17 protein-coding genes are annotated in these 19,716 nt (G+C 63.8%); 8 read left to right on the top strand and 9 right to left on the bottom strand.

The window, feature by feature from the left end; genetic code table 11:
* Positions 1 to 75: 75 nt before the first annotated feature.
* The 4 genes from ACMUJL_RS08515 (at position 76) to secD (ending at position 5,096) form a co-directional block, all read left to right on the top strand.
* Positions 76 to 1,149 carry a tartrate dehydrogenase gene (locus tag ACMUJL_RS08515; RefSeq protein WP_375568982.1) on the top strand — a complete coding sequence of 358 codons (1,074 nt, stop codon included), beginning with the start codon at positions 76 to 78 and terminating at the stop codon, positions 1,147 to 1,149.
* A 159-nt stretch (positions 1,150 to 1,308) separates the two neighbouring features.
* Complete coding sequence (locus tag ACMUJL_RS08510) at positions 1,309 to 2,226, top strand: calcium/sodium antiporter (RefSeq protein WP_375568984.1); 918 nt, start codon at positions 1,309 to 1,311, stop codon at positions 2,224 to 2,226.
* Positions 2,223 to 2,588 (top strand): hypothetical protein, encoded by a 366-nt coding sequence (locus ACMUJL_RS08505; RefSeq protein ID WP_068291684.1) that lies wholly within the window; start codon positions 2,223 to 2,225, stop codon positions 2,586 to 2,588. The genes ACMUJL_RS08510 and ACMUJL_RS08505 overlap by 4 nt, the downstream gene beginning before the upstream one ends.
* Positions 2,589 to 2,633: 45 nt before the next feature.
* Entirely contained in the window at positions 2,634 to 5,096 is a 2,463-nt protein-coding gene (secD, locus tag ACMUJL_RS08500; RefSeq protein WP_375568987.1) for a protein translocase subunit SecD, read from the top strand.
* Positions 5,097 to 5,195: 99 nt separating this feature from the next.
* Here the strand turns inward: secD and phoB are convergent, their stop codons facing one another.
* The 6 genes from phoB to ACMUJL_RS08470 form a co-directional block, all read right to left on the bottom strand.
* Positions 5,196 to 5,885, bottom strand: a complete 690-nt coding sequence (gene phoB, locus ACMUJL_RS08495) for a phosphate regulon transcriptional regulator PhoB (protein ID WP_375568989.1) — start codon at positions 5,883 to 5,885, stop codon at positions 5,196 to 5,198.
* 4 nt (positions 5,886 to 5,889) lie between these two features.
* Positions 5,890 to 6,612, bottom strand: coding sequence for a phosphate signaling complex protein PhoU (phoU, locus tag ACMUJL_RS08490; RefSeq protein ID WP_375568991.1), 723 nt, complete (start codon positions 6,610 to 6,612; stop codon positions 5,890 to 5,892).
* A gap of 35 nt (positions 6,613 to 6,647) precedes the next feature.
* Positions 6,648 to 7,445 carry a phosphate ABC transporter ATP-binding protein PstB gene (pstB, locus tag ACMUJL_RS08485; protein WP_068291690.1) on the bottom strand — a complete coding sequence of 266 codons (798 nt, stop codon included), beginning with the start codon at positions 7,443 to 7,445 and terminating at the stop codon, positions 6,648 to 6,650.
* Positions 7,446 to 7,467: 22 nt separating this feature from the next.
* Positions 7,468 to 8,832 carry a phosphate ABC transporter permease PstA gene (gene pstA, locus ACMUJL_RS08480; protein WP_375568994.1) on the bottom strand — a complete coding sequence of 455 codons (1,365 nt, stop codon included), beginning with the start codon at positions 8,830 to 8,832 and terminating at the stop codon, positions 7,468 to 7,470.
* Positions 8,829 to 10,289 carry a phosphate ABC transporter permease subunit PstC gene (gene pstC, locus ACMUJL_RS08475; RefSeq protein ID WP_068291692.1) on the bottom strand — a complete coding sequence of 487 codons (1,461 nt, stop codon included), beginning with the start codon at positions 10,287 to 10,289 and terminating at the stop codon, positions 8,829 to 8,831. Before pstC ends, pstA begins: the two co-directional genes overlap by 4 nt.
* 75 nt (positions 10,290 to 10,364) lie before the next feature.
* Complete coding sequence (locus ACMUJL_RS08470; RefSeq protein ID WP_068291693.1) at positions 10,365 to 11,420, bottom strand: PstS family phosphate ABC transporter substrate-binding protein; 1,056 nt, start codon at positions 11,418 to 11,420, stop codon at positions 10,365 to 10,367.
* Between the two features lie 277 nt (positions 11,421 to 11,697).
* On the opposite strand from ACMUJL_RS08470, the gene ACMUJL_RS08465 reads away from it, so the two are divergent.
* The gene (locus tag ACMUJL_RS08465; protein WP_375568997.1) at positions 11,698 to 12,879 is read left to right on the top strand and encodes a YbfB/YjiJ family MFS transporter; all 1,182 of its coding nucleotides are present in this window, start codon (positions 11,698 to 11,700) and stop codon (positions 12,877 to 12,879) included.
* Here the strand turns inward: ACMUJL_RS08465 and ACMUJL_RS08460 are convergent.
* Positions 12,876 to 13,340 (bottom strand): Lrp/AsnC family transcriptional regulator, encoded by a 465-nt coding sequence (locus ACMUJL_RS08460; protein ID WP_375568999.1) that lies wholly within the window; start codon positions 13,338 to 13,340, stop codon positions 12,876 to 12,878. The two genes, ACMUJL_RS08465 and ACMUJL_RS08460, sit on opposite strands and share 4 nt — an antisense overlap.
* Before the next feature lie 111 nt (positions 13,341 to 13,451).
* Between ACMUJL_RS08460 and ACMUJL_RS08455 the strand changes: the two genes are divergently transcribed.
* A complete protein-coding gene (locus ACMUJL_RS08455; RefSeq protein ID WP_375569001.1) occupies positions 13,452 to 14,894 on the top strand; it encodes an aminotransferase class V-fold PLP-dependent enzyme in 1,443 nt (480 codons plus the stop codon).
* 42 nt (positions 14,895 to 14,936) lie between these two features.
* Here ACMUJL_RS08455 and ACMUJL_RS08450 read toward each other — a convergent pair whose 3' ends face one another.
* Positions 14,937 to 17,510: an ATP-binding protein gene (locus tag ACMUJL_RS08450; RefSeq protein WP_375569003.1), complete on the bottom strand. Its 2,574-nt coding sequence runs from the start codon at positions 17,508 to 17,510 to the stop codon at positions 14,937 to 14,939.
* 203 nt (positions 17,511 to 17,713) lie between these two features.
* Complete coding sequence (locus tag ACMUJL_RS08445; RefSeq protein WP_375569005.1) at positions 17,714 to 18,088, bottom strand: YigZ family protein; 375 nt, start codon at positions 18,086 to 18,088, stop codon at positions 17,714 to 17,716.
* Positions 18,089 to 18,199: 111 nt separating this feature from the next.
* Here ACMUJL_RS08445 and ACMUJL_RS08440 point away from each other — a divergent pair, with 111 nt between their 5' ends.
* Both ACMUJL_RS08440 and ACMUJL_RS08435 read left to right on the top strand, forming a co-directional pair.
* Positions 18,200 to 18,628 (top strand): PaaI family thioesterase, encoded by a 429-nt coding sequence (locus ACMUJL_RS08440; RefSeq protein ID WP_416914216.1) that lies wholly within the window; start codon positions 18,200 to 18,202, stop codon positions 18,626 to 18,628.
* A 283-nt stretch (positions 18,629 to 18,911) separates the two neighbouring features.
* On the top strand, positions 18,912 to 19,607 hold the full coding sequence (locus tag ACMUJL_RS08435) for a GNAT family N-acetyltransferase (RefSeq protein WP_375569009.1): 696 nt from the start codon (positions 18,912 to 18,914) through the stop codon (positions 19,605 to 19,607).
* Positions 19,608 to 19,716: the final 109 nt, after the last annotated feature.

Below are 19,716 nucleotides of genomic sequence, written 5' to 3'. Positions count from 1 at the left end.
GGGGTGATGACGCCCTTCCGCTTTCCTCGTCGGGTTTCACAGGGTCGGGTAGCGACCGGAAGGGCAGACATCGTCATGAAAACATACAGGATCGCGGCTATTCCGGCTGATGGGATCGGCCCCGAGGTGATCGCGGCGGGCCTTCAGGCCCTGGAGGCGTTGCAGCGCCGCGATGGCGGCTTCCGGCTGGATGTGACCAGTTTCGACTGGGGCTCCGATTACTACAAAAAGACCGGTGCCATGATGCCCGAAGACGGGACAGAGCGGCTGAAAGCCTTCGATGCGATCTTCTTCGGCGCGGTCGGCGCACCTGACGTGCCGGACCACACCACGCTCTGGGGTTTGCGCCTGCCGATCTGCCAGGGCTTCGATCAATACGCCAATGTGCGCCCCACCCGGATCCTGCCGGGCATCCGCTCGCCTCTTGCCGATGTTGGGCCGGGCGATCTGGACTGGGTGATCGTGCGCGAGAATTCGGAAGGCGAATATTCCGGGATCGGCGGACGCGCCCACAAGGGCCTTCCCGAAGAGGTCGGCACAGAGGTGTCGATCTTCACCCGCGTCGGTGTGACCCGCATCATGCGATATGCGTTCAAGCTGGCGCAATCGCGGCCGCGCAAGCTGCTGGCCGTCGTGACGAAATCCAACGCGCAGCGTTTCGGCATGGTCATGTGGGATGAAATCGCCGCCGAAGTCGCCAAGGATTATCCCGATGTCACCTGGGACAAGATGCTGGTCGACGCGATGACGGTGCGCATGGTCAAGAACCCGCGCAGCCTTGATACGATCGTCGCCACAAACCTGCATGCCGATATCCTGTCGGATCTGGCAGGGGCGCTTGCCGGCAGTCTTGGCGTGGCACCGACGGCCAACATAGATCCCGAACGCCGCTACCCTTCGATGTTCGAACCGATCCACGGATCGGCCTTCGACATCACCGGCAAGGGTATCGCCAACCCGGTCGCAACCTTCTGGACGGCGGCCCAGATGCTGGAACATCTGGGCGAGCCTGCCGCGGCGGACCGCTTGATGCGCGCCGTCGAAAAGGTCTGCGCGGATGGCGTCATGACCCCGGACGTCGGTGGCATGGCCACGACGCGGCAAGTCACCGAAGCGGTCTGCGAGGCTATTCGGATGGAAAACATCTGACGCCGCTGCGATCCGGCCCCGCAGGGATGGTCAAGGCCGCCACCGCCAAGGGATGGCGTGACGCGGCGCAGGATTATTTTTCCAAGTGCCTTGCAGGTCCTGCCCGTGATGTACAAGTGTGGCATCCGGGCAGGTACTCTGTCCGAGAGGACGCTTCGCGTGGACTACCTTTACATCATCCTTGGATTGCTGGGCCTTTTCTTCGGCGGTGAGGCCCTTGTGCGCGGCAGCGTCGGCATTGCGCGGCGCATGTCCATTTCGCCCCTGCTGATCGGCCTGACCGTTGTGGGGTTCGGAACCTCGACGCCTGAGCTTCTTGTCTCGGTCGACGCGGCATTGCGCGGTGTGCCGGAGATCGCGCTGGGCAATGTCATCGGCTCGAACATCGCGAACATCCTGCTGATCGTCGGCCTGTCTGCCATTGTCTGGCCGATCAAGGTCATGGGCGACACCCTGCGGCGTGATACGGCTGTCATGATGGCCGCGGGCCTTGCACTGGTGCCCCTGTTCGCGATGGGGGAGATAGGACGCATTTCGGGTGTTCTGCTGGTGGCCGGTCTGGCGACCTATCTGTTCCTGGCCTATCGGCAAGCCGGTGCGGCCACGACTGACGAGAGTGACCAACCCGCGCCGTCGTCATACGCTGTGTCTGGCCTTTGGGTTGTCGGTGGCCTGATCGCGCTGATGGTCGGCGCGCGCTTTCTGGTGGATGGTGCCGTGTCCATCGCACGCGGCTACGGCATTTCCGAGGCTTTCATCGGCCTGACGATCGTGGCCGTCGGAACCTCGCTGCCCGAACTCGCGACATCCCTGATCGCGGCCCTGCGACGGCAATCCGAAATCGCGATCGGCAATATAGTCGGGTCGAATATCTTCAACGTGCTGGGCATCCTGGGCCTGACGGCCGTGATCACGCCCGTGCCCGTCGCGCCGCGCTTCCTGGGCTTTGATCTGCCGATCCTGATCGCGGTTTCGCTGGTGCTGACCCTGCTGCTGCTGACGCGCCCCGTGATCGGGCGCGGGGTGGGCATCGTGATGCTGCTGGCCTATGCCGCCTATGTCTGGTCCGCGCAATGAAGCAAGGGCGCAGGGGACTTGTTGATCTGTCGGGTCCGGGAAGGATCCTGTCGCGCCTGCTGGTCATCTGGGCGCTGATCTTTCCTGCGCTCGCGGCCGGTGCCACGGAAAACCGGGGGCAGAGGTCCGAACCCGCGGCACAGGGCCTTGTGCAGGCGGGTCTCATGGGACCTGCGGTGCAATCCTCCCCGCAGCGCGGCAACACGCCCGAGGCCACGGTCGACGATGCGCTGCTGCCTGCGCGCGCCACCCTCGAAGTCTTTGTGCCGGTATTGGCCGTCGCAGTCCCGCAAGGGATCGCGCAGGTCATGTGCGGGCGCGTCATTCCCACCGCCTTGCCCAGGGGACCACCAGCAGTCTGACGCCATTTTTCGCAGACTGAACAACCTGGTTACAAGGATCCTGACATGCGTCGACCAGCATGGGTCATCACGACCTATGCCGTCCTGCTGCTTCTCGCGGTAGCGACGGCCATTCCCAATTTTCTTCCACAAACCCTTCGACAGACCTTGCCCGACTGGGCAACCGGACAGACCGTGTCCCTGGGGCTTGACCTGCAGGGCGGTGCCCACCTTCTGCTTGCCGTGAACCGCGAGGATCTTGCCCGGTCCCGCCTGCAGGACCTGCGTCAATCGCTGATCGCGGAAATGCAGGATCTTGGCCTGAAACCGGCCAGGATCGAAGGCGCGGGGCTGACACTGTCCCTTTCTGCCGACGAGGTGCTTCTGCAAGCCATGAAGGACCGGGTCGCGGAAGGTATGCAACCCGGCAGCCCGTCGGATGTCGCCCTGCAGCTTTCGGACGGCATCCTGACGCTGACTCTGACCGAAGCGGGTCTGGACCGCGCGGCCAGTGACGCGGCAGATCACAGCCTCGAGGTCGTGCGGCATCGCATCGACCAGGTCGGCGTGTCCGAACCCGTCATCAGCCGGGTGGGCGATGACCGTATCCTGGTGCAGATGCCCGGCGTCGAAGACCCGGCCCATCTGCGCGCCCTGCTGGGATCGACCGCCAAGATGACCTTTCAGATGGTGGCACCCAATCCGGGCCCCGGTGTATCGGAACTGCCCCTGCGCGACGGCAGCGGAACCGTCCTTGTCGAGGATCGCGTCGCCCTGTCGGGCGACCGGCTGGATACGGCGGCATCCGCCTTTGATCGGCAGACCGGACGCCCGATGGTGACCTTCGCCTTCGACCATGCCGGCGCGATCACCTTTGCCGAGATCACCTCGACCCATATCGGCCAGCGCTTTGCCGTGGTGCTGGATGGCGAGGTCCTGACGGCCCCCGTCATCCAGTCCGCAATTCTGGGCGGCAAGGGTCAGATCTCCGGGAATTTTACCGTGGACGAGGCGCAGACGCTGGCCGTCCTGCTGAGTTCGGGTGCGCTTCCCGCCTCGCTCGATGTGGTTGAGGAGCGTAGCGTCGGCGCAGGCCTTGGGGCGGATTCGATCCGGGCCGGGTTGATCAGCGGGGCTATCGGGCTGGCGCTTGTGGTGGCGATCATGACCGCGCTTTATGGGGGATGGGGCCTTCTGGCCAGCGGTGTGCTGGGGCTGAACGTCATGCTGACCTTGACCGCGCTGGGGGTTCTGGGGGCCACGCTGACCTTGCCCGGCATCGCGGGCATCATCCTGTGCCTTGGCATCGCGGTGGACAGCAACATCCTGATCTTCAGCCGCATCCGCGAGGAAACCGCGAAAGGGGCAAGCGGGATCAAGGCCCTGACCCAGGGCTATGCGCGGGCCTGGGCCACGATCCTTGACGCCAACATCACCACCCTTCTGGCGATGCTGCTGCTGTTCGGCTTTGGCGCGGGCGCGATCCGCGGCTTTGCCGTCACGATGAGCCTGGGCATCATCATTTCGATGTTCACCGCCGTCGTGCTGATGCGCATGATGATGGAAGGGCTGGTGCGCCGCCGCAAGATGGCGCGGCTGACCATCGCGCCGCTGTTCGGGCGCGTGCCGGCCCCCGGCACCTTTTCTTTCATGCGCCGTGGCGGGCTGGCCTTGGCGGTATCGGCGGCCTTGTCCGTGGGCGCGGTCACGGCGCTGGTTGTGCCCGGCCCGACCCTGGGGATCGATTTCACCGGGGGCATGCAGATCGTGCTGCGGTCCGATGCGCCGGTGCCCTTGGCGGACTTGCGCGCGGACCTTGCCCAGGCCCTGCCGGGCGATGTCAGCCTTCAGGCCTTTGGTGATACGAACCAAGCCCTGATCAAGGTACAGGGAACAGCGGGGCAGGATACGGTCGCGGCCGTGTCACAAGCCGTGGCCCAAGCCGTTCCCGGGGCCGTTCTGGACCAGATCGACCTTGTCGGGCCCACGATCAGTTCCGAACTGGCCGGTACGGGATTGATCGCCCTGTCTCTCGCCGTTCTGGCCATGCTGGTCTATATCTGGCTGCGCTTCGAATGGCATTTCGCGGCGGGCGCCATTGCCGTGCTGTTCCTGGATGTCACCAAGACGCTGGGGGTCATCGCCCTGATGGGATGGGAGGTGAACCTGACCACGGTCGTCGCCATGCTGACGCTGATCGGCTATTCGGTGAACGACAAGGTGGTCGTCTATGATCGGGTGCGCGAGCATTTGAAGGACAATCCCGGCGCGCCCCTGAAAGGCCTGATCGACACCAGCCTCAACCAGGTTCTGGCGCGCTGCATCTTCACCTCGGGCACGACCCTTGCGGCGCTCTTGCCGATGGCGCTCTGGGGTGGGCCGGCCGTGGCCGGTTTTGCCTGGCCGATGATCGCGGGCGTGGTGATTGCCACGGCATCCTCGCTCTTCGTGTCGGGGCCGGTGCTGGACTGGTTGGATCGCCATGGCCCGGAAAGCCTGAAACAGGCGCCGCTGCATCAACCCGGCTGATCGGCGTTGCCTGCAAAGGCAACGGCGTTGCCCGAAAAGGAAAAGGGGCCCGTGCAACCGGGCCCCTTTTGCCTGCGCAGGGTCGGTTCCGCGACCGGATCACCCCAGCGCGTAACCTGCACCGCGCACGGTGCGCAAGGGATCGCTGCCGCCATGCAGGGTCAGCGCCTTGCGCAGCCGACCGATATGCACGTCGACCGTGCGGGTGTCGATATAGATGTCGCGCCCCCAGACCCGGTCCAGCAACTGGTCGCGGCTCCAGACGCGGCCCGGCTTTTCCATGAAGGTGGACAGCAGCCTGAATTCGGTCGGGCCCAGTTTCAGCGGCTTGCCGTCGCGACTGACGCGGTGGGTTTCGCTGTCCAGCACGATATCTTCGTATTCCAGCCGTCCGCCTACGCTGGCGGGGCGTGTCCGGCGCAGCTGTGCGCGCACCCGCGCCATCAGCTCGACCACGGAATAGGGCTTGATCACATAGTCATCCGCCCCGGTTTCCAGACCGCGCACCTTGTCCACTTCCTCGGACCGGGCCGACAGCATGATCACCGGCACCTTGCGCGTATCGGCGCGCATCTTCAGCTGGCGGCACACCTCGATCCCCGAGACATTGGGCAGCATCCAGTCCAGAACGATAAGGTCGGGCGCATCCTCGGCCACCAGCAGCAAGGCTTCCTCGCCATTCTCGGCGCGGCTGACGCGAAACCCCTCGGCTTCGAGGTTGTAGGCAAGCACCTCGCGCTGGGCGGCTTCATCCTCGACGATCAGAACGGTGGGTTGATCGGCGGCCATCGTCTCAATCCTTCGAATCCGGCATGTCGAACGACACGTTGTCACCCTTGGGCCGTTGGTCGTCCGGCATCTCGCCGGTCACCAGGTACACGACCTGCTCGGCGATCGAGGTCACGTGATCGCCCATGCGTTCGGTGTTCTTGGCAATGAAATGCAGATGCATGCAGGCGGTGATGTTGCGCGGGTCTTCCATCATGAAAGTCAGGAATTCGCGGAACAGGGCGTTGTACATCTGGTCCACGTCGCGGTCGCGCTGGATCACGTCCAGCGCCAGTTCGGCATCGCGCTGGATATAGGCGTCCAGCGCATCCTTCAGCATCATCTGCACCTCGCGCGCCATGCGGCGCAGCGCGGCATGGCTGCCGTTGATCGGGCTCATCTGCACCAGGACCGATGTGCGCTTGGCCATGTTCTTGGCATAGTCGCCGATCCGCTCGAGGTTGGCGCTGATTTTCATGACAGACAACACCACGCGCAGGTCGATCGCGGTGGGCGCGCGCAAGGCGATCACGCGCGCGGCTGTATCGTTGATCAGCTCTTCCAGCTCGTCGATGGCCTTGTCGCCGGCACGAACCTTTTCGGCCAGTTCCTCGTCACGGTCGGCCAGCGATTGCGCGGCGTCCAGGATCGCGGCCTCGACCAGACCGCCCATCTTCATGATCTGGCCCTGGATACCTTCCAGGTCGCGGTCGAAGGCCGAGGCGATATGTTGCGTGCTGTCGGACATGTAAATCTGTCTTCCTGTTCAATGGGGGCGCGAAATCAGCCGATACGGCCGGTGATATAGCTTTCGGTGCGCGGATCGCTGGGGTTGGTGAAGATGTGGCTGGTGTCGCCATATTCGACCAGGTTGCCCAGATGGAAAAACGCCGTCTTCTGGCTGACGCGGGCGGCCTGCTGCATCGAGTGGGTCACGATCACGACCGAAAAGCTGGCGCGCAATTCGTCGATCAGCTCTTCGACCTGTGCCGTGGCGATCGGGTCAAGGGCCGAACAGGGTTCGTCCATCAACAGCACCTCGGGTGCCGTGGCAACGGCGCGCGCGATGCAAAGCCGCTGCTGCTGGCCGCCGGACAGGCCGGTTCCCGGCTCGCCCAGGCGGTCCTTGACCTCTTTCCACAGCGCGGCCTTGCGCAGGCTGCTTTCCACGATCTCGTCCAGTTCGGCCTTGGACCGTGTCAGCCCGTGGATCTTGGGGCCGTAAGCGACGTTGTCATAGATCGACTTGGGGAAGGGGTTGGGCTTCTGAAAGACCATGCCGACCTTGGCGCGCAGCTGCACCGGATCAACGCGCTTGTCATAGATGTTCTCGCCGTCCAGCAGGATCTCACCCTCGACCCTTGCGTTCGAGATGGTATCGTTCATCCGGTTCAGGCAGCGCAGGAAGGTGGACTTGCCACAGCCCGACGGCCCGATGAATGCGGTCACCGTATTGTCCAGGATATCGACATCAACATCCTGAAGCGCCTGCTTTTCGCCGTAAAAGACCTGCACGCCGCGTGCGGTGATTTTCGTGTTCGTTTGGGTCACTCTCGTCTCCAGATTGGGCGCGTCATACATGTCTTGCATCCTTGTCCACGTGTTACCAGCGGCGCTCGAACCGGCGGCGCAGGATGATCGCGATGATGTTCATCGTCACAAGGAAGGCCAGCAGCACGATGATCGCGCCCGCAGACCGTTCGATGAAGGCGGGGTCGGACCGCGAGGCCCAGGAATAGACCTGCACGGGCAGGGCGGTCGCCGGGTCCAGCACGCCACCATCCAGCGGACCGGCCGGGTAGTTGGCGACAAAGGCGACCATCCCGATCAGCAGCAGTGGCGCGGTTTCCCCCAGCGCCGAGGCCAGGCCAAGGATCGTGCCTGTCAGGATGCCGGGTGCGGCCAGCGGCAGCACGTGGTGAAACACCGTCTGCATCTTGGATGCGCCCACACCCAGCGCCGCATCGCGGATCGACGGCGGCACGGCGCGGATCGCGGCGCGGGTGGCGATGATGATCGTGGGAAGGGTCATCAGCGTCAGCACCAGTGCACCTACCAGGGGCGAGGATTGCGGGAACTTGGCGAAGTTGATGAAGATCGCAAGGCCCAGGATCCCGTAGACGATCGAGGGCACGGCCGCCAGGTTCGAGATGTTCACCTCGATCAGGTCGGTCCAGCGGTTCCGGGGGGCGAATTCCTCAAGATAGATCGACGCGGCCACGCCAAGGGGCAACACCATGACGACGACCAGCGCCATCATGTAGGCCGATCCGATCAGCGCCACGCCCAGGCCGGCCGCTTCCGGCCGCTGGTCCGAGGCGTCGGGGTTGGTCAGGAAACCCCAGTTGAACTTGGTGGTCAGGATGCCTTCGTCCTGCATGCGGTCGGCCAGATCCAGCTGCGCGACCGAGATATTCGTATCGCGCTCGGCCGTGTCGCGTGTGACCCGCCCCTTCAGGTAGCCGTCGATCCGCCCGGTCGCAAAACCGCTCACCGTGATCGTCTGGCCCAGCAGTTCGGGGCTTTCCAGAACCATGTCGCGCAGCCGTGCCGGTGTGTCGCGCGAAATGAAGGCGGCCACATCCTTGTCGGTGACACCTTCGGTGGAAATGCCGCGCGTTTCCAGGTGGGCCAGAAGTTGCGCGTTCAACAGCTTGGTATAACCGATCGTGGTCACACGCATCATCTCGGCCCGGTCGCGGTTGCCCTTCGGGTCCAGCGCGTCGGCATCCAGCGTCACGGGAAAGGTCAGGCTGGCCTGCTTGAAGGCCGACACACCGTCCGAAAAGATCGTCCACAGCATGATTGCCAGGACCGACAGGCTGACACAGATCGCGGCCACGCCATAGGCCTTGAACCGCGCTTCTGCCGCGTTGCGCTTCTTCATCAGCGCGCTTTGCGTCAGCAGGGAGGATCGCGCCGGTGCGGGTGTGGCGGCCGGAACCTGCGAAGATGTGGCGTCGGTCATTCGTATTGCTCCCGGTATTTGCGCACGACCCAGAGGGCGAAGATGTTCAGGCCCAGCGTGATCACGAACAGCGTCATGCCAAGCGCAAAGGCGACAAGCGTCTCGGGCGAGTTGAATTCGGTATCCCCCGTCAACTGGCTGACGATCTTGACGGTGATCGTCGTCATCGCCTCGAACGGGTTCATGTCCAGCTTGGCTGCGGCACCCGCGCCCATGGTCACGATCATCGTCTCGCCGATGGCGCGGCTGGCGGCCAGCAGGATGGCACCCACGATGCCGGGCAGCGCGGCGGGCAGGATCACCTGGCGCACGGTTTCCGACTTGGTGGCGCCCAGCCCGTAGGATCCGTCGCGCAGCGATTGCGGCACGGCGTTGATGATGTCATCGGCCAGCGACGAAATGAAGGGAATGTTCAGAACCCCGATCACAAGGCCCGCTGTCATCACCGAGGACCCGGACGAGCCAAGACCGGTAGGGACCGCGAACCAGTCGCGCAGGAAGGGTCCGACGGTGACCAGGGCGAACAGGCCGAAGACCACCGTGGGAATGCCCGCGATCACCTCGATCAGCGGCTTGACGATCGACCGCACGCGCGGGCTGGCATATTCGGCAAGGTAGATCGCGGTGAACAGGCCCGTGGGCACCGCCACGATCATCGCGACAAGACTGATGTAGAGCGTGCCCCACAGCAGCGGGATCAGACCCAGTTCGCTGTTGCCCTGGAAGCTGGGCTGCCAGGTCAGGCCGAACAGGAAATCCTTGAAGGGATACATCGACGAAAAGCGGATCGTTTCCGACAGCATCGACATCACGATGCCCACTGTGGTCAGGATCGCGATGGTCGAGGCCAGGATCAGAACACCCTGAATCACGGCTTCCACCCGGTTGCGGGCGCGGAATTCGCCATTGGTGATCCGCAACGCATAGGCCAGACCGGCCAGCGCCACGATCAGTGTCACGATCGCGCGCGCCAGCGCGCCGGTCGATGCCAGCGCACGATAGCTTTGCGCGGCGTCCAGCACCTCGGGCGTCACCTCGGCGCCCAGGGCCACGCCCACGGCGCCAAGACGCTCGCGAACGGATCCGTCGGCCACGGTGATCGTCTCGGCATCTTGCGGGGTCAGCGCGCCTGCGGCCACGGCCACGTCCAGCCCTTCGGCGACGCGGCGCACATCGGCCATCAGCAGGATGCGCTGGCTGTCATTCTCGAATTGTTCGGCGGGAAAGTAGTCGGACAGTTGCCGCTCGATCACCAGGGGCTGCGCGATCAGCCAGAGCGTCAGGACGGCCATCGCGGGCAGAAAGGCCATGATGGCCCCGTGCCAGGCGTAATAGCCGGGCAGAGAGTGCAGACGACGTGTATTGCCCTCAACGGAAGCAAGGGCGCGTCCGCGCCCTAGAACGAAACCGGCGATGGCGAGAACACCAAGCACGATGATCAGCAAGAAGACGGACATGGTGTTTCCCGACAGTATTTTTCGGAAGAGTGCCGCCCCCCGGCCGTCAAGCCGGAGAGCGGTGTGTTGGTCAGATCAGTTCAGCGGCGCCATCGGCGTGCGGTTGGCAACCATTTCCTGCGTCGCGGCCAGCTCGGGGTCGGACACCAGGCCATACTCTGCCAGCGGGCCATCGGGGCCTGCCATGTCATCGGACACGAAGAACTCGATGTATTCCTGCAGGCCGGGGATCACGTCCAGGTGCGCCAGCTTGACGTAGAAGTACAGCGGACGCGACACCGGATATTCACCCGACGCGATGGATTCGGTCGAAGGAACGATGCCGTTCATGGTGCCGACGCGCAGCTTGTCGGTGTTGTTCTGGTAGAACGACAGACCGAAGACGCCGATGGCTTTCTTGTCGGCTTCCAGGCGGGCCAGGGTCTCGGTGTAGTCACCGTCGATGTCCACGTTGCGGCCATCGGTGCGCAGCTTGGTGCATTCGCCCTTCGCGGCGCGCGACTTGGCGCGGTCGTCCGCACCTTCGGCAACGGCTAGGAACAGGTCATAGGCGCCGGTGGCCTTGCAGCCTTCGTAGATCACGCGCTCGTCGAACACTTCGCGGGTGCCGTGCTTGGTGCCGGGGGACAGGACCAGGATTTCCTGTGCGGGCAGGGCGCTGTTGAAATCCGACCACTGGGTGTGCGGGTTGGCGACGATGGCGCCGTCCTTGGCGACTTGGGCGCCCAGGGCGTTGAAGACGTCAGCCGGGGTAAAGGCGAACTCGGGGCCGTTCACATCCGAGGCAAAGACGATGCCGTCATAGCCGATGCGGACTTCCATCACCTCGGTCACGCCATTGGCGGCGCAGGTGTCCAGATCCTTCTGCGAGATACGCGAGGACGAGTTGGCGATGTCGACGGTATTGGTGCCCACGCCTTCGCACATCTTGGCGCGGCCTGCGCCCGAACCGCCGCCTTCCACGACCGGGGTCGGGAAATCGAAGTTCTCGCCAAAGGCTTCGGCAACGATGGTCGAATAGGGCAGCACGGTCGAAGAACCGGTGATCTGCACGTTGTCGCGGGCCGAGGCCGCCGTGGCAGAGGCTGCCGCCAGAACGACTGCCGATGCGGCGAGTTTTGCAAATGACATGAGATGTCTCCTGTTTGCGGTTTTTCATGACCACCATCCGTGGCGATCTGGCACCGCAGCTATGCCTCGTTCCTAAACCTGATATGAAAGTTATGTAAAAGTTTTGTGACAACGCCCGCGTGCCCGACCTTCGGAAGACCGTCGTCAATCACGCAACAGGGCTTGCATCGCCCTTGTTTCATTGACAGCGTGCCGCCAGGACATCCCGCAAGGGGTGATCCGGGTAACAAGGGCCAGTCATGTCGAAGCCTGTCACATATCCATCCGCGACCACCGCATGAACGGGGGGGCGACTCGGCCATGGCTGGTGCTGACGGGCCTCGCGCTGGGCGTGACGGTCACGAACGGCTTTGCCCGATTCGCCTACGGGCTGATTCTGCCGGCGATGAAATCGGAAATGGCCTGGACCTATGCGCAGGCGGGCTGGCTGAATACGGCCAATGCGCTGGGCTATATCCTGGGCGCTGTTCTGACGATGATCCTGATCCGTCACATTCCGCCGACACGGCTTTTCGCGATCGGGCTGGTGGCCACCACCCTTGCCCTGCTGGCAACCGGCCTGCACGCGGCGCTGTGGTGGCAGACGATGTGGCGCATCGTGGCCGGTGTGGTCGGCGCGATGTCCTTTTCGACCGCCGGCACGCTGGCGGCGGGCCTGTTCCAGGGCGATCCGCGCCGCAATGCCCTGGCCATCGCCATCCTCTTCGGATCGGGCGGCGGGCTTGGCATCGTGCTGGCCGGCGCGGCGCTGCCCCTGATGCTGGATGCATGGGGTCCGGCGTCATGGCCGCTTGGCTGGATCGTGATCGGTGCGATCAGCCTGTCCTTTGTGCCCCTTGGCTTATGGGCCGCGTTCCAGCTGCGCGCGCCGGTGCAGAAACAGGGCAAGCCCCTGCCTTTGCCGATCCGCCGCATGCTGCCGGAACTGGCGGGCTATGCGGGTTTCGGGCTGGGCTATATCGTCTACCTGACCTTCCTGTCGGCATGGATGACCGAACAGGCGGCCAGCGCGCCGTTCATGGCGCTGGTCTGGGTGGTGCTGGGCACCAGCATCTGCCTGTCGCCCCTGGTCTGGCGGCCCGTGCTGGCACGCCATGCCTCGGGCCTGCCGCTGGCGTTGATCCTGACCGGCATTGCCATCGGATCGGCCTTGCCGGTGCTGCTGCCCAAGGGGCCGGTCCTGCTGATTTCGGCGGTGATCTTTGGCCTCTCGGTCTTCATGGCACCCGGTGCCGTCACGAATTTCACCCGCAAGAACCTCCCGCCCGAGGCTTGGGGGCGTGCGATCAGCCTGTTCACGGTGGTTTTCGCCGTGGCCCAGACCGCAGGCCCCTATGGCGCGGGTCTGGTGGGGGATCTTTTCGGCAATATCGGCGTCAGCCTTGTCGCGGCGGCGGGATTGCTGCTGATGGGGGCGGTCTGCGCGCTGCTTCAGCGTCCGCTGGAGGATCGGCCTTAGTGGAACAGATCGCGCGGCCGGTTCTCGAGGATCCCTTCCATTGAGAAAAGCCCCGTGACCGTGGTGAAATCGAACCCCGTGATCAGCCGCTGATAGAACTGGTCATAGCCGCGCATGCCCCGGCAAACGACCTTCAGCATGTAATCCCAGTCACCGCCGATGCGGTAGAAATCCACCACCTCGGGCAGGCTTTTGACATGGCGGGCAAAGACCTCGGCCCAGTCCCTGGAATGATGGGAGGTGCGGATCATCACGAAGACCGTCAGATCCATGCCCAGCCGTGACAGGTCCACGGTGACCCGGCTTGCGCTGATCAATCCCGCGGCTTGCATCCGCTGCATCCGCCGCCAGCAGGCATTCTGCGACAGCCCCACCTGATCCGCCAGCTCCCGCTGCGAGAGCGAGGCATCCTTTTGCAGGCAGGTCAGGATTTTCAGATCAATATCATCAATTCGGCCCATGAAATCGATCATATGACACAAAATATCGATGTAGAAGCCATGAATTTGGGAAAAATCATGGTCACGGCTGCACTATTGTCCAGTCAGCGAACAGAAGGGACGAGGCGCGACATGACAGCCAAGACAACAGGGCCGCTGGATGATTTCCGGGCATCGCTGATGACCTCCGACAGGCTGGGCGACCTGCGCGCCGGGCTGATCGGCGAGGGTGTGATGATCGACGGCCCTTTTGGCCCGAAACCGCTGGTCTATGCCGACTATACCGCCTCGGGGCGGGCGCTGATGCAGGTGGAACGCTTCGTTCTGGAACAGGTTCTGCCCTTCTACGCCAACAGCCACACAGAGGCATCATTCTGCGGCAGCCGCATGACCCGCCTGCGGGCCCAGGCGCGCACCACCATCGCGCGGCTGTGCGGGGCAGGGCCCGAACACGCCGTGATCTTCTGCGGTGCCGGTGCCACGGCGGGGATCAACCGCCTTGTCCGGCTGCTGGGTGCGGATGACTCCGCCACACCCGTTCGCGTCATCCTTGGCCCCTATGAGCATCATTCGAATATCCTGCCATGGCGCGAAAGCGGGGCCGAGATCGTGACGCTTCCCGAAGCCCCCGCAGGTGGCCCTGATCCGGTTGCTCTGGACGCGGCCCTGCGCGCCGCCCCCGGCCGCGTGATCTGCGCCTTTTCCGCCGCATCCAACATCACCGGGATCCTGGCCGACGTCGAAGGGCTGACCCGGCAGGTCAAGGCGGCAGGTGCGCTGATGGTCTGGGACTATGCGGGTGGCGGGCCTTATCTGCCCATTCACATGACCCCGGCCCCCGATGCCCCCATCGACGCCATCGTGACCTCGCCACACAAGTTCACCGGCGGGCCAGCGGCCTCCGGTGTGATGATCCTGCGCCGCGATGCCGTGCGCAGCAGCACACCCACATGGCCGGGGGGCGGAACCGTGCGTTTCGTCGCACCGCACAGCCATGATTACAGTCAGGCGCTTGAGGCGCGCGAAGAGGCGGGCACCCCCGACGTGATCGGCGACATCCGCGCCGCGCTGGCTTTTCTGGTCAAGGATGTGATGGGAACTGACGCGATCGCCACGCGCAACGAGGACCTGATCGCGCGGGCCGAGGCGCGCCTGCGCCATCATCCCCGCATCGATCTTCTGGGGCCGGACCTGCCGCACCGCTTGCCGATCCTGTCCTTCCGGTTGTCCGACGGGCAGGGCGGATACGTGCATCAACAGCTTGTGACCCGCCTTCTCAGTGACCGCTACGGTATCCAGGCGCGGGGCGGCTGCGCCTGCGCGGGTCCCTATGTGCACGACCTTCTGGGCATAGATGCAACCGCTTCGGCCGCATTGCGCGATGCCATCCTGGCGGGGCAGGAAGTGGCAAAGCCGGGCTTCACCCGCCTGAACCTGAACTTGCTGATGCCCGAGGCCAAGGTCGATTTCATCCTCGACAGCATCGCGGATCTTGCCGATTGCGCGACCGATCTGGTGCAAGGCTACAGTTGTGATGCCGCGCGCGCCATTTTCGTGCCGCGCATCGCCGCCTGAGGACGGATCACCCGCCCATGGGGCCTGATCCCAAGCCGCAACCTAGGCCTGTGAGGGCGCGATGATGCGCTGGATCTGATCCAGCAGCGCGCGTTGCTTCAGCGGTTTCGCCACGACATCGACGAAGCCCGCCTGCAGATGTGCGCTGATCTGATGCGGCATCAGGTTGGCGGTGAAGGCGATCGCGGGTGGCATCTTGCGCCCGTCCTGCGCGGCCAGGGCCGTCATCTGCCCAAGCGCCGAGGGGCCATCAAGCACCGGCATCGAAATGTCGAGGATCAACAGATCGAAGGCCTGCGCCGCAAAGGCGTCGACCGCCTGCTGCCCATCGCGCGCCAGAACGATCTGGGCGCCCGTCTCGGCCAGCATGGCGCCCAGCACCTCGAGGTTCACATCATTGTCGTCGGCGGCCAGAATTTGCAGCCCGGTCAGATTGACCTGGGGCTGCGCCCTTGGCCCTTCCGCCGGGCTGGGCTGGGCAGGCTTGGCCAACTGTTCGACTTCGGGCAGCGGCAGCGTCACGATGAAGGTCGTGCCCTTGCCTTCTTCGGATGCAAGTTCAAGCTGGCCATCCATCATCCCCACAAGGCGGCGCACGATGGACATTCCAAGACCTGTTCCCCCGAAGCGGCGCGTCACCGACCCGTCCGCCTGCACGAATTCATCGAAGATCCGTTCTTGCTGCGCCGTCGACATGCCGATGCCGGTGTCGATCACCTCGATGCGGATATCGCCCCCTGCCAGCACCGTGATCCAGACCGAGACCTTTCCGCTGTCGGTGAACTTGATCGCATTGCTGATCAGGTTGTGCAGGATCTGGGCCACGCGATGCGGATCACCCAGGCGCGGCTTGCGGGCGCGGCTGTCGGTAAAGACCTCCAGGCGCAGCCCTTTCTCCTGCGCCCTTGGCCGGTGCAGGGTTTCGATCCGGTTCGCGATCTCATCGGGACGAAAGGGGATGTTTTCCAGCGTCAGCTTGCCCGCTTCGATCTTGGACAGATCCAGAATGTCGTTCAGGATGGCCAGAAGCGCCTCGCCGCTGTTGCGGATCACGCCGATCATTCTTTTCTGATTGTCCAGGGTCAGCGTGCGTTCCAGCATTTCCGCCATGCCCAGGATGCCGTTCATCGGAGTGCGGATCTCGTGGCTCATGTTGGCAAGGAACATGGACTTGGTGCGGTTGGCCTCCTGCGCGGCCAGGGTCGCCGCATGAATGCTGGTCACATCCGTGCCTGCCCCGCGGTACCCCAGAAAGCGGCCGTTGCTGTCGAAGGACGGCGTGCCGCTGATCATCAGCCACAACTCCCGCCCATCCCTGGCCCGGAAACCGAAGTTGAACTCGCTGAAGGGCTCGCGCGCCGCGATCTTTTGGGCCAGCCCCTCCCAATCGGCCTGGCCGAACGCCCGCGGCAGCATGGCACGCTGCTGGTCGCGTGTCCGGCCCAGCAGGATCGAGGCGTCATAGCCTGTCAGCTTGGTGTAGCCCGGCGAAACATGCGTGAAGCGCAGATCGGCATCCTGCTCCCAGACCCACGAGCCGCTGATGTCCGACACTTCCGCGAAACGGGCGTTGATCTGTTCCTGTGCCTGCAGACTTTCGCGCAGCTTTGCCTCGGTCCGGTTCTGTTCCTGGCGTGCCTTTTCAAGTTCGGCCATGCGATTGTTCAGCGCATTGTTCGATGTCTCGAGGTCCCGGATGCTGGCCTGCCGATCTTCGATCAGCCGCCCCATCAGAACGCTTGGCAGCAGCAGCAGCAACCATGCGGCCAGCATGACCGCCCGCAGGATTGGCGTTGTCGGCGGGCTCATGTCCCAGCCCGCGACGGGAACCGCCGAAAGCCGCCATTGTCCACTGGGCAGCAGCACGTCCAGCGTGACCGGATCGGCGGACAGGACCGCGGGATCGCCGAAGAAGACATCGTTGGCAGACCCCGCGCCATCGCGTCCCGACAGGGCGATCCGCATCGGCAGATCGGGTTGCAGCAATCCGGCAGCCCGATAGAGCGTATCGTCACTGATCACGGTCGAGACAAGGCCCCAGAAACGGCCACCATTGGCGTCCGGGATCATCACGGGAAACCGGCCGATGAAACCTGTGCCCCCCTGGACCAGGGCGACGGGGCCGGCAAAGACCATCTCGCCCGTATCACGCGCCTGAACCGCAGCTCTGCGCTGTGCCGCGATCTCGAGGTAGTTGAGCCCAAGCGAGGCCTCGTTCCCGGCCAGCGGATAGACCATTCTGATGATCATGTCGGGCGCCGCGGCGACATTGCGGATTGCCGAATTTTCCCCGATCAGCCCCTTGGCGATCTCGGCGAAACGGGCCTGTTTCATGTCCGGTTCCGTGATCAGCGTGGCGATCAGACCACGGATCAGTTGCACATTGCCCGTCACCTCGCCTTCAATCCGCGTGCGCAGCAACGTCAGGTCATTGATGACATTGATCCGCAATTGTTGGGAATGAAACATCCGGTTGCGCTTTTCCGCAGCGATCCACAGGCCGGACATGACCATGGTGACGATCACAACGGTCAGGGCCGTCGGCCTGAGCAACCTTTGGGCAAGCACTGTCGCGATCTTCTGGAAAGTTCCGGTCATGACGGTCGGGACCTCCATGGGATGTCCGGCGCCTGTGTCGGATGGCCGGACGGTTCTTTAACAAGGGGCCTGCGGGCAGCAAGGCTGATGGGGCAAGAGGCGTCAGATGCGATCTTGCCGCAGGCACTCTGCGTCAAGCGAACATCTTGATCAATAATCAACCATAGGCAGATAAATCGGAAATTGCCATGCCTGTGGTATTCGAACCCCGACATGTTGCGTCACGGTCGATCCAAGACCCCTTGATGCCCGATCTGCTCAAGATAGTGCCTGACCGCATCCTGGACATGCCGAAAGCGGTCGCCCCCCAGGTGCTTGCCACCATACCAGCGCGTGACGACGACAACATGATCCTGCAGGCCCTCGCGTTCCAGCATCCGCAGGATCACCATTCCAGCGCCTGCTTCGCCGTCATCGGCTTTCAGGGGCTGACCATCCGTCATCAATGCCCAGCTGTGATGCGTCGCGCGGGCGAATTTCTTGCGTTTGCACAGCGCTTTGACGAAAGCGCGCGCCTCGGCCTCTGACCGGCAATCCCCGCCCGACACCGCGTAGCGTGATCCCCGATCGGTGATGATGTTTTCCAGCACCAGCATGCGACAGGGCTACAACCTGCACGGACGGGCGGCAAGACCGCAGCGGCACAGCGGCCTGCATTGACACGCTTGCATCCCCGGTGATGATGGCCGCAAGGCAAGGGGGACGACATGACCGAGATCGACAAGGAAGAACAGGCACGGATCGACAGCATCGCGCAGGCGCAGCCACCATTCGGGCAGACCCTTGGCATGCGGATCCTGTCGGTCCATCCAGACCGTATTGAAGCGGAAATGCCGGTGACCGAAGCCTTGGTCAATCGGAACGGCAGCCTTCATGGCGGGGCTTTCATGGCCATGGCCGATAACCTTGGCGGGACGGCGACCTTCCTGAACCTCAAGGCGGGCGAGGGGACCTCGACCATCGAAAGCAAGACCAATTTCTTTCGCCCCGTGGCTATGGGCGACGTCGCCCGCGCCGTCGCTGTGCCGCTGCACAAGGGGCGCTCGACGATGGTGTGGCAGACCACGATCACGAATGGCGAAGGCAAGCTGGCCGCGATCGTGACCCAGACCCAGATGATCCTGCGCCCGATGTAGCAAGGGCGCCAAACTGCGCGACCGGGCCAAAGCCTGCGATCCGTGGCGTGATTTGAAATTTCATGCAATAAAACGCTGATTTATCCCAGTCAGGTGCAGGATTGTTGTGGTGGTGCTGGTGCGTACCGCATGATGTGCCCACATCTTTCGCGGTCATCCGGCGTTGCAGACGATGCCAGGCGGCTGCTGCGACCTTTGGCTGTAGAAGCCGGTCAAAACTGGCTCTGGCCGCCGCGAACAGGCTGCTGCTAGGCTCGGGCAAACAAGGGCGGAAAGGTGTGTCATGGCAGAGTATTTCAATGAACTGGGCCAACCCATCGGCGCGCCGCTTGACGTCTCGCTGCCGCGCCCGCGTCCGCCCCGCAGTCCGATGCAGGGCCGGTGGTGCGATGTGGTGCCGCTGGACCCCGACGCACATGCCGCGGCCCTCTACGCTGCCTATGCGGCGGATGCCGAAGGGCGCATCTGGACCTACCTGCCGAAAGGGCCCTTTGCCGATCTTGTGGCTTATCGGGCCTGGATGGACGAGACATGCCTGACCGACGATCCGCTGTTTCATACCATTCTGGTCAAGGGGCAGCCCCTTGGCGTGGCCAGCCTGATGCGCATTGACCCGGCGCATGGCGTGATCGAGGTGGGCAATATCAACTTTGCGCCTGCCCTCTCACGGACCCGCGCCGCAACCGAAGCGATGTTCCTCATGATGTCCCGCGCCTTCGAAGAGCTGGGGTATCGGCGCTATGAATGGAAATGCGATGCGCTGAACGCGCCCTCGCGCCGCGCGGCCCTGCGGCTTGGTTTCACCTATGAAGGGACCTTTCGACAGGCGACCACCTACAAGGGGCGCAGCCGCGACACGGCATGGTACGCGATCACCGACGGCGACTGGCCACGCCTCAAGGCGGGCTTTCAGGCATGGCTGGACCCCGCCAATTTCGACGAAAACGGACAGCAGCGCAGGCGGCTGCACCAAGGCTGATCAATCGTTTGCCGGAATTTCGGGCGAATGCCCTGCAAACCCGGCAGGGTTTCAGTTTGTGATGGCATGATCGGGGGGGCTGTGAAAAAACAGTCTGGCAGACCAGACC

Source organism: Seohaeicola sp. (assembly GCF_048006315.1).
Lineage (GTDB): Bacteria > Pseudomonadota > Alphaproteobacteria > Rhodobacterales > Rhodobacteraceae > Seohaeicola.
The sequence above is the reverse complement of the archived record's forward strand: the minus strand, read 5'-3'. Positions and strand labels throughout refer to the sequence as shown.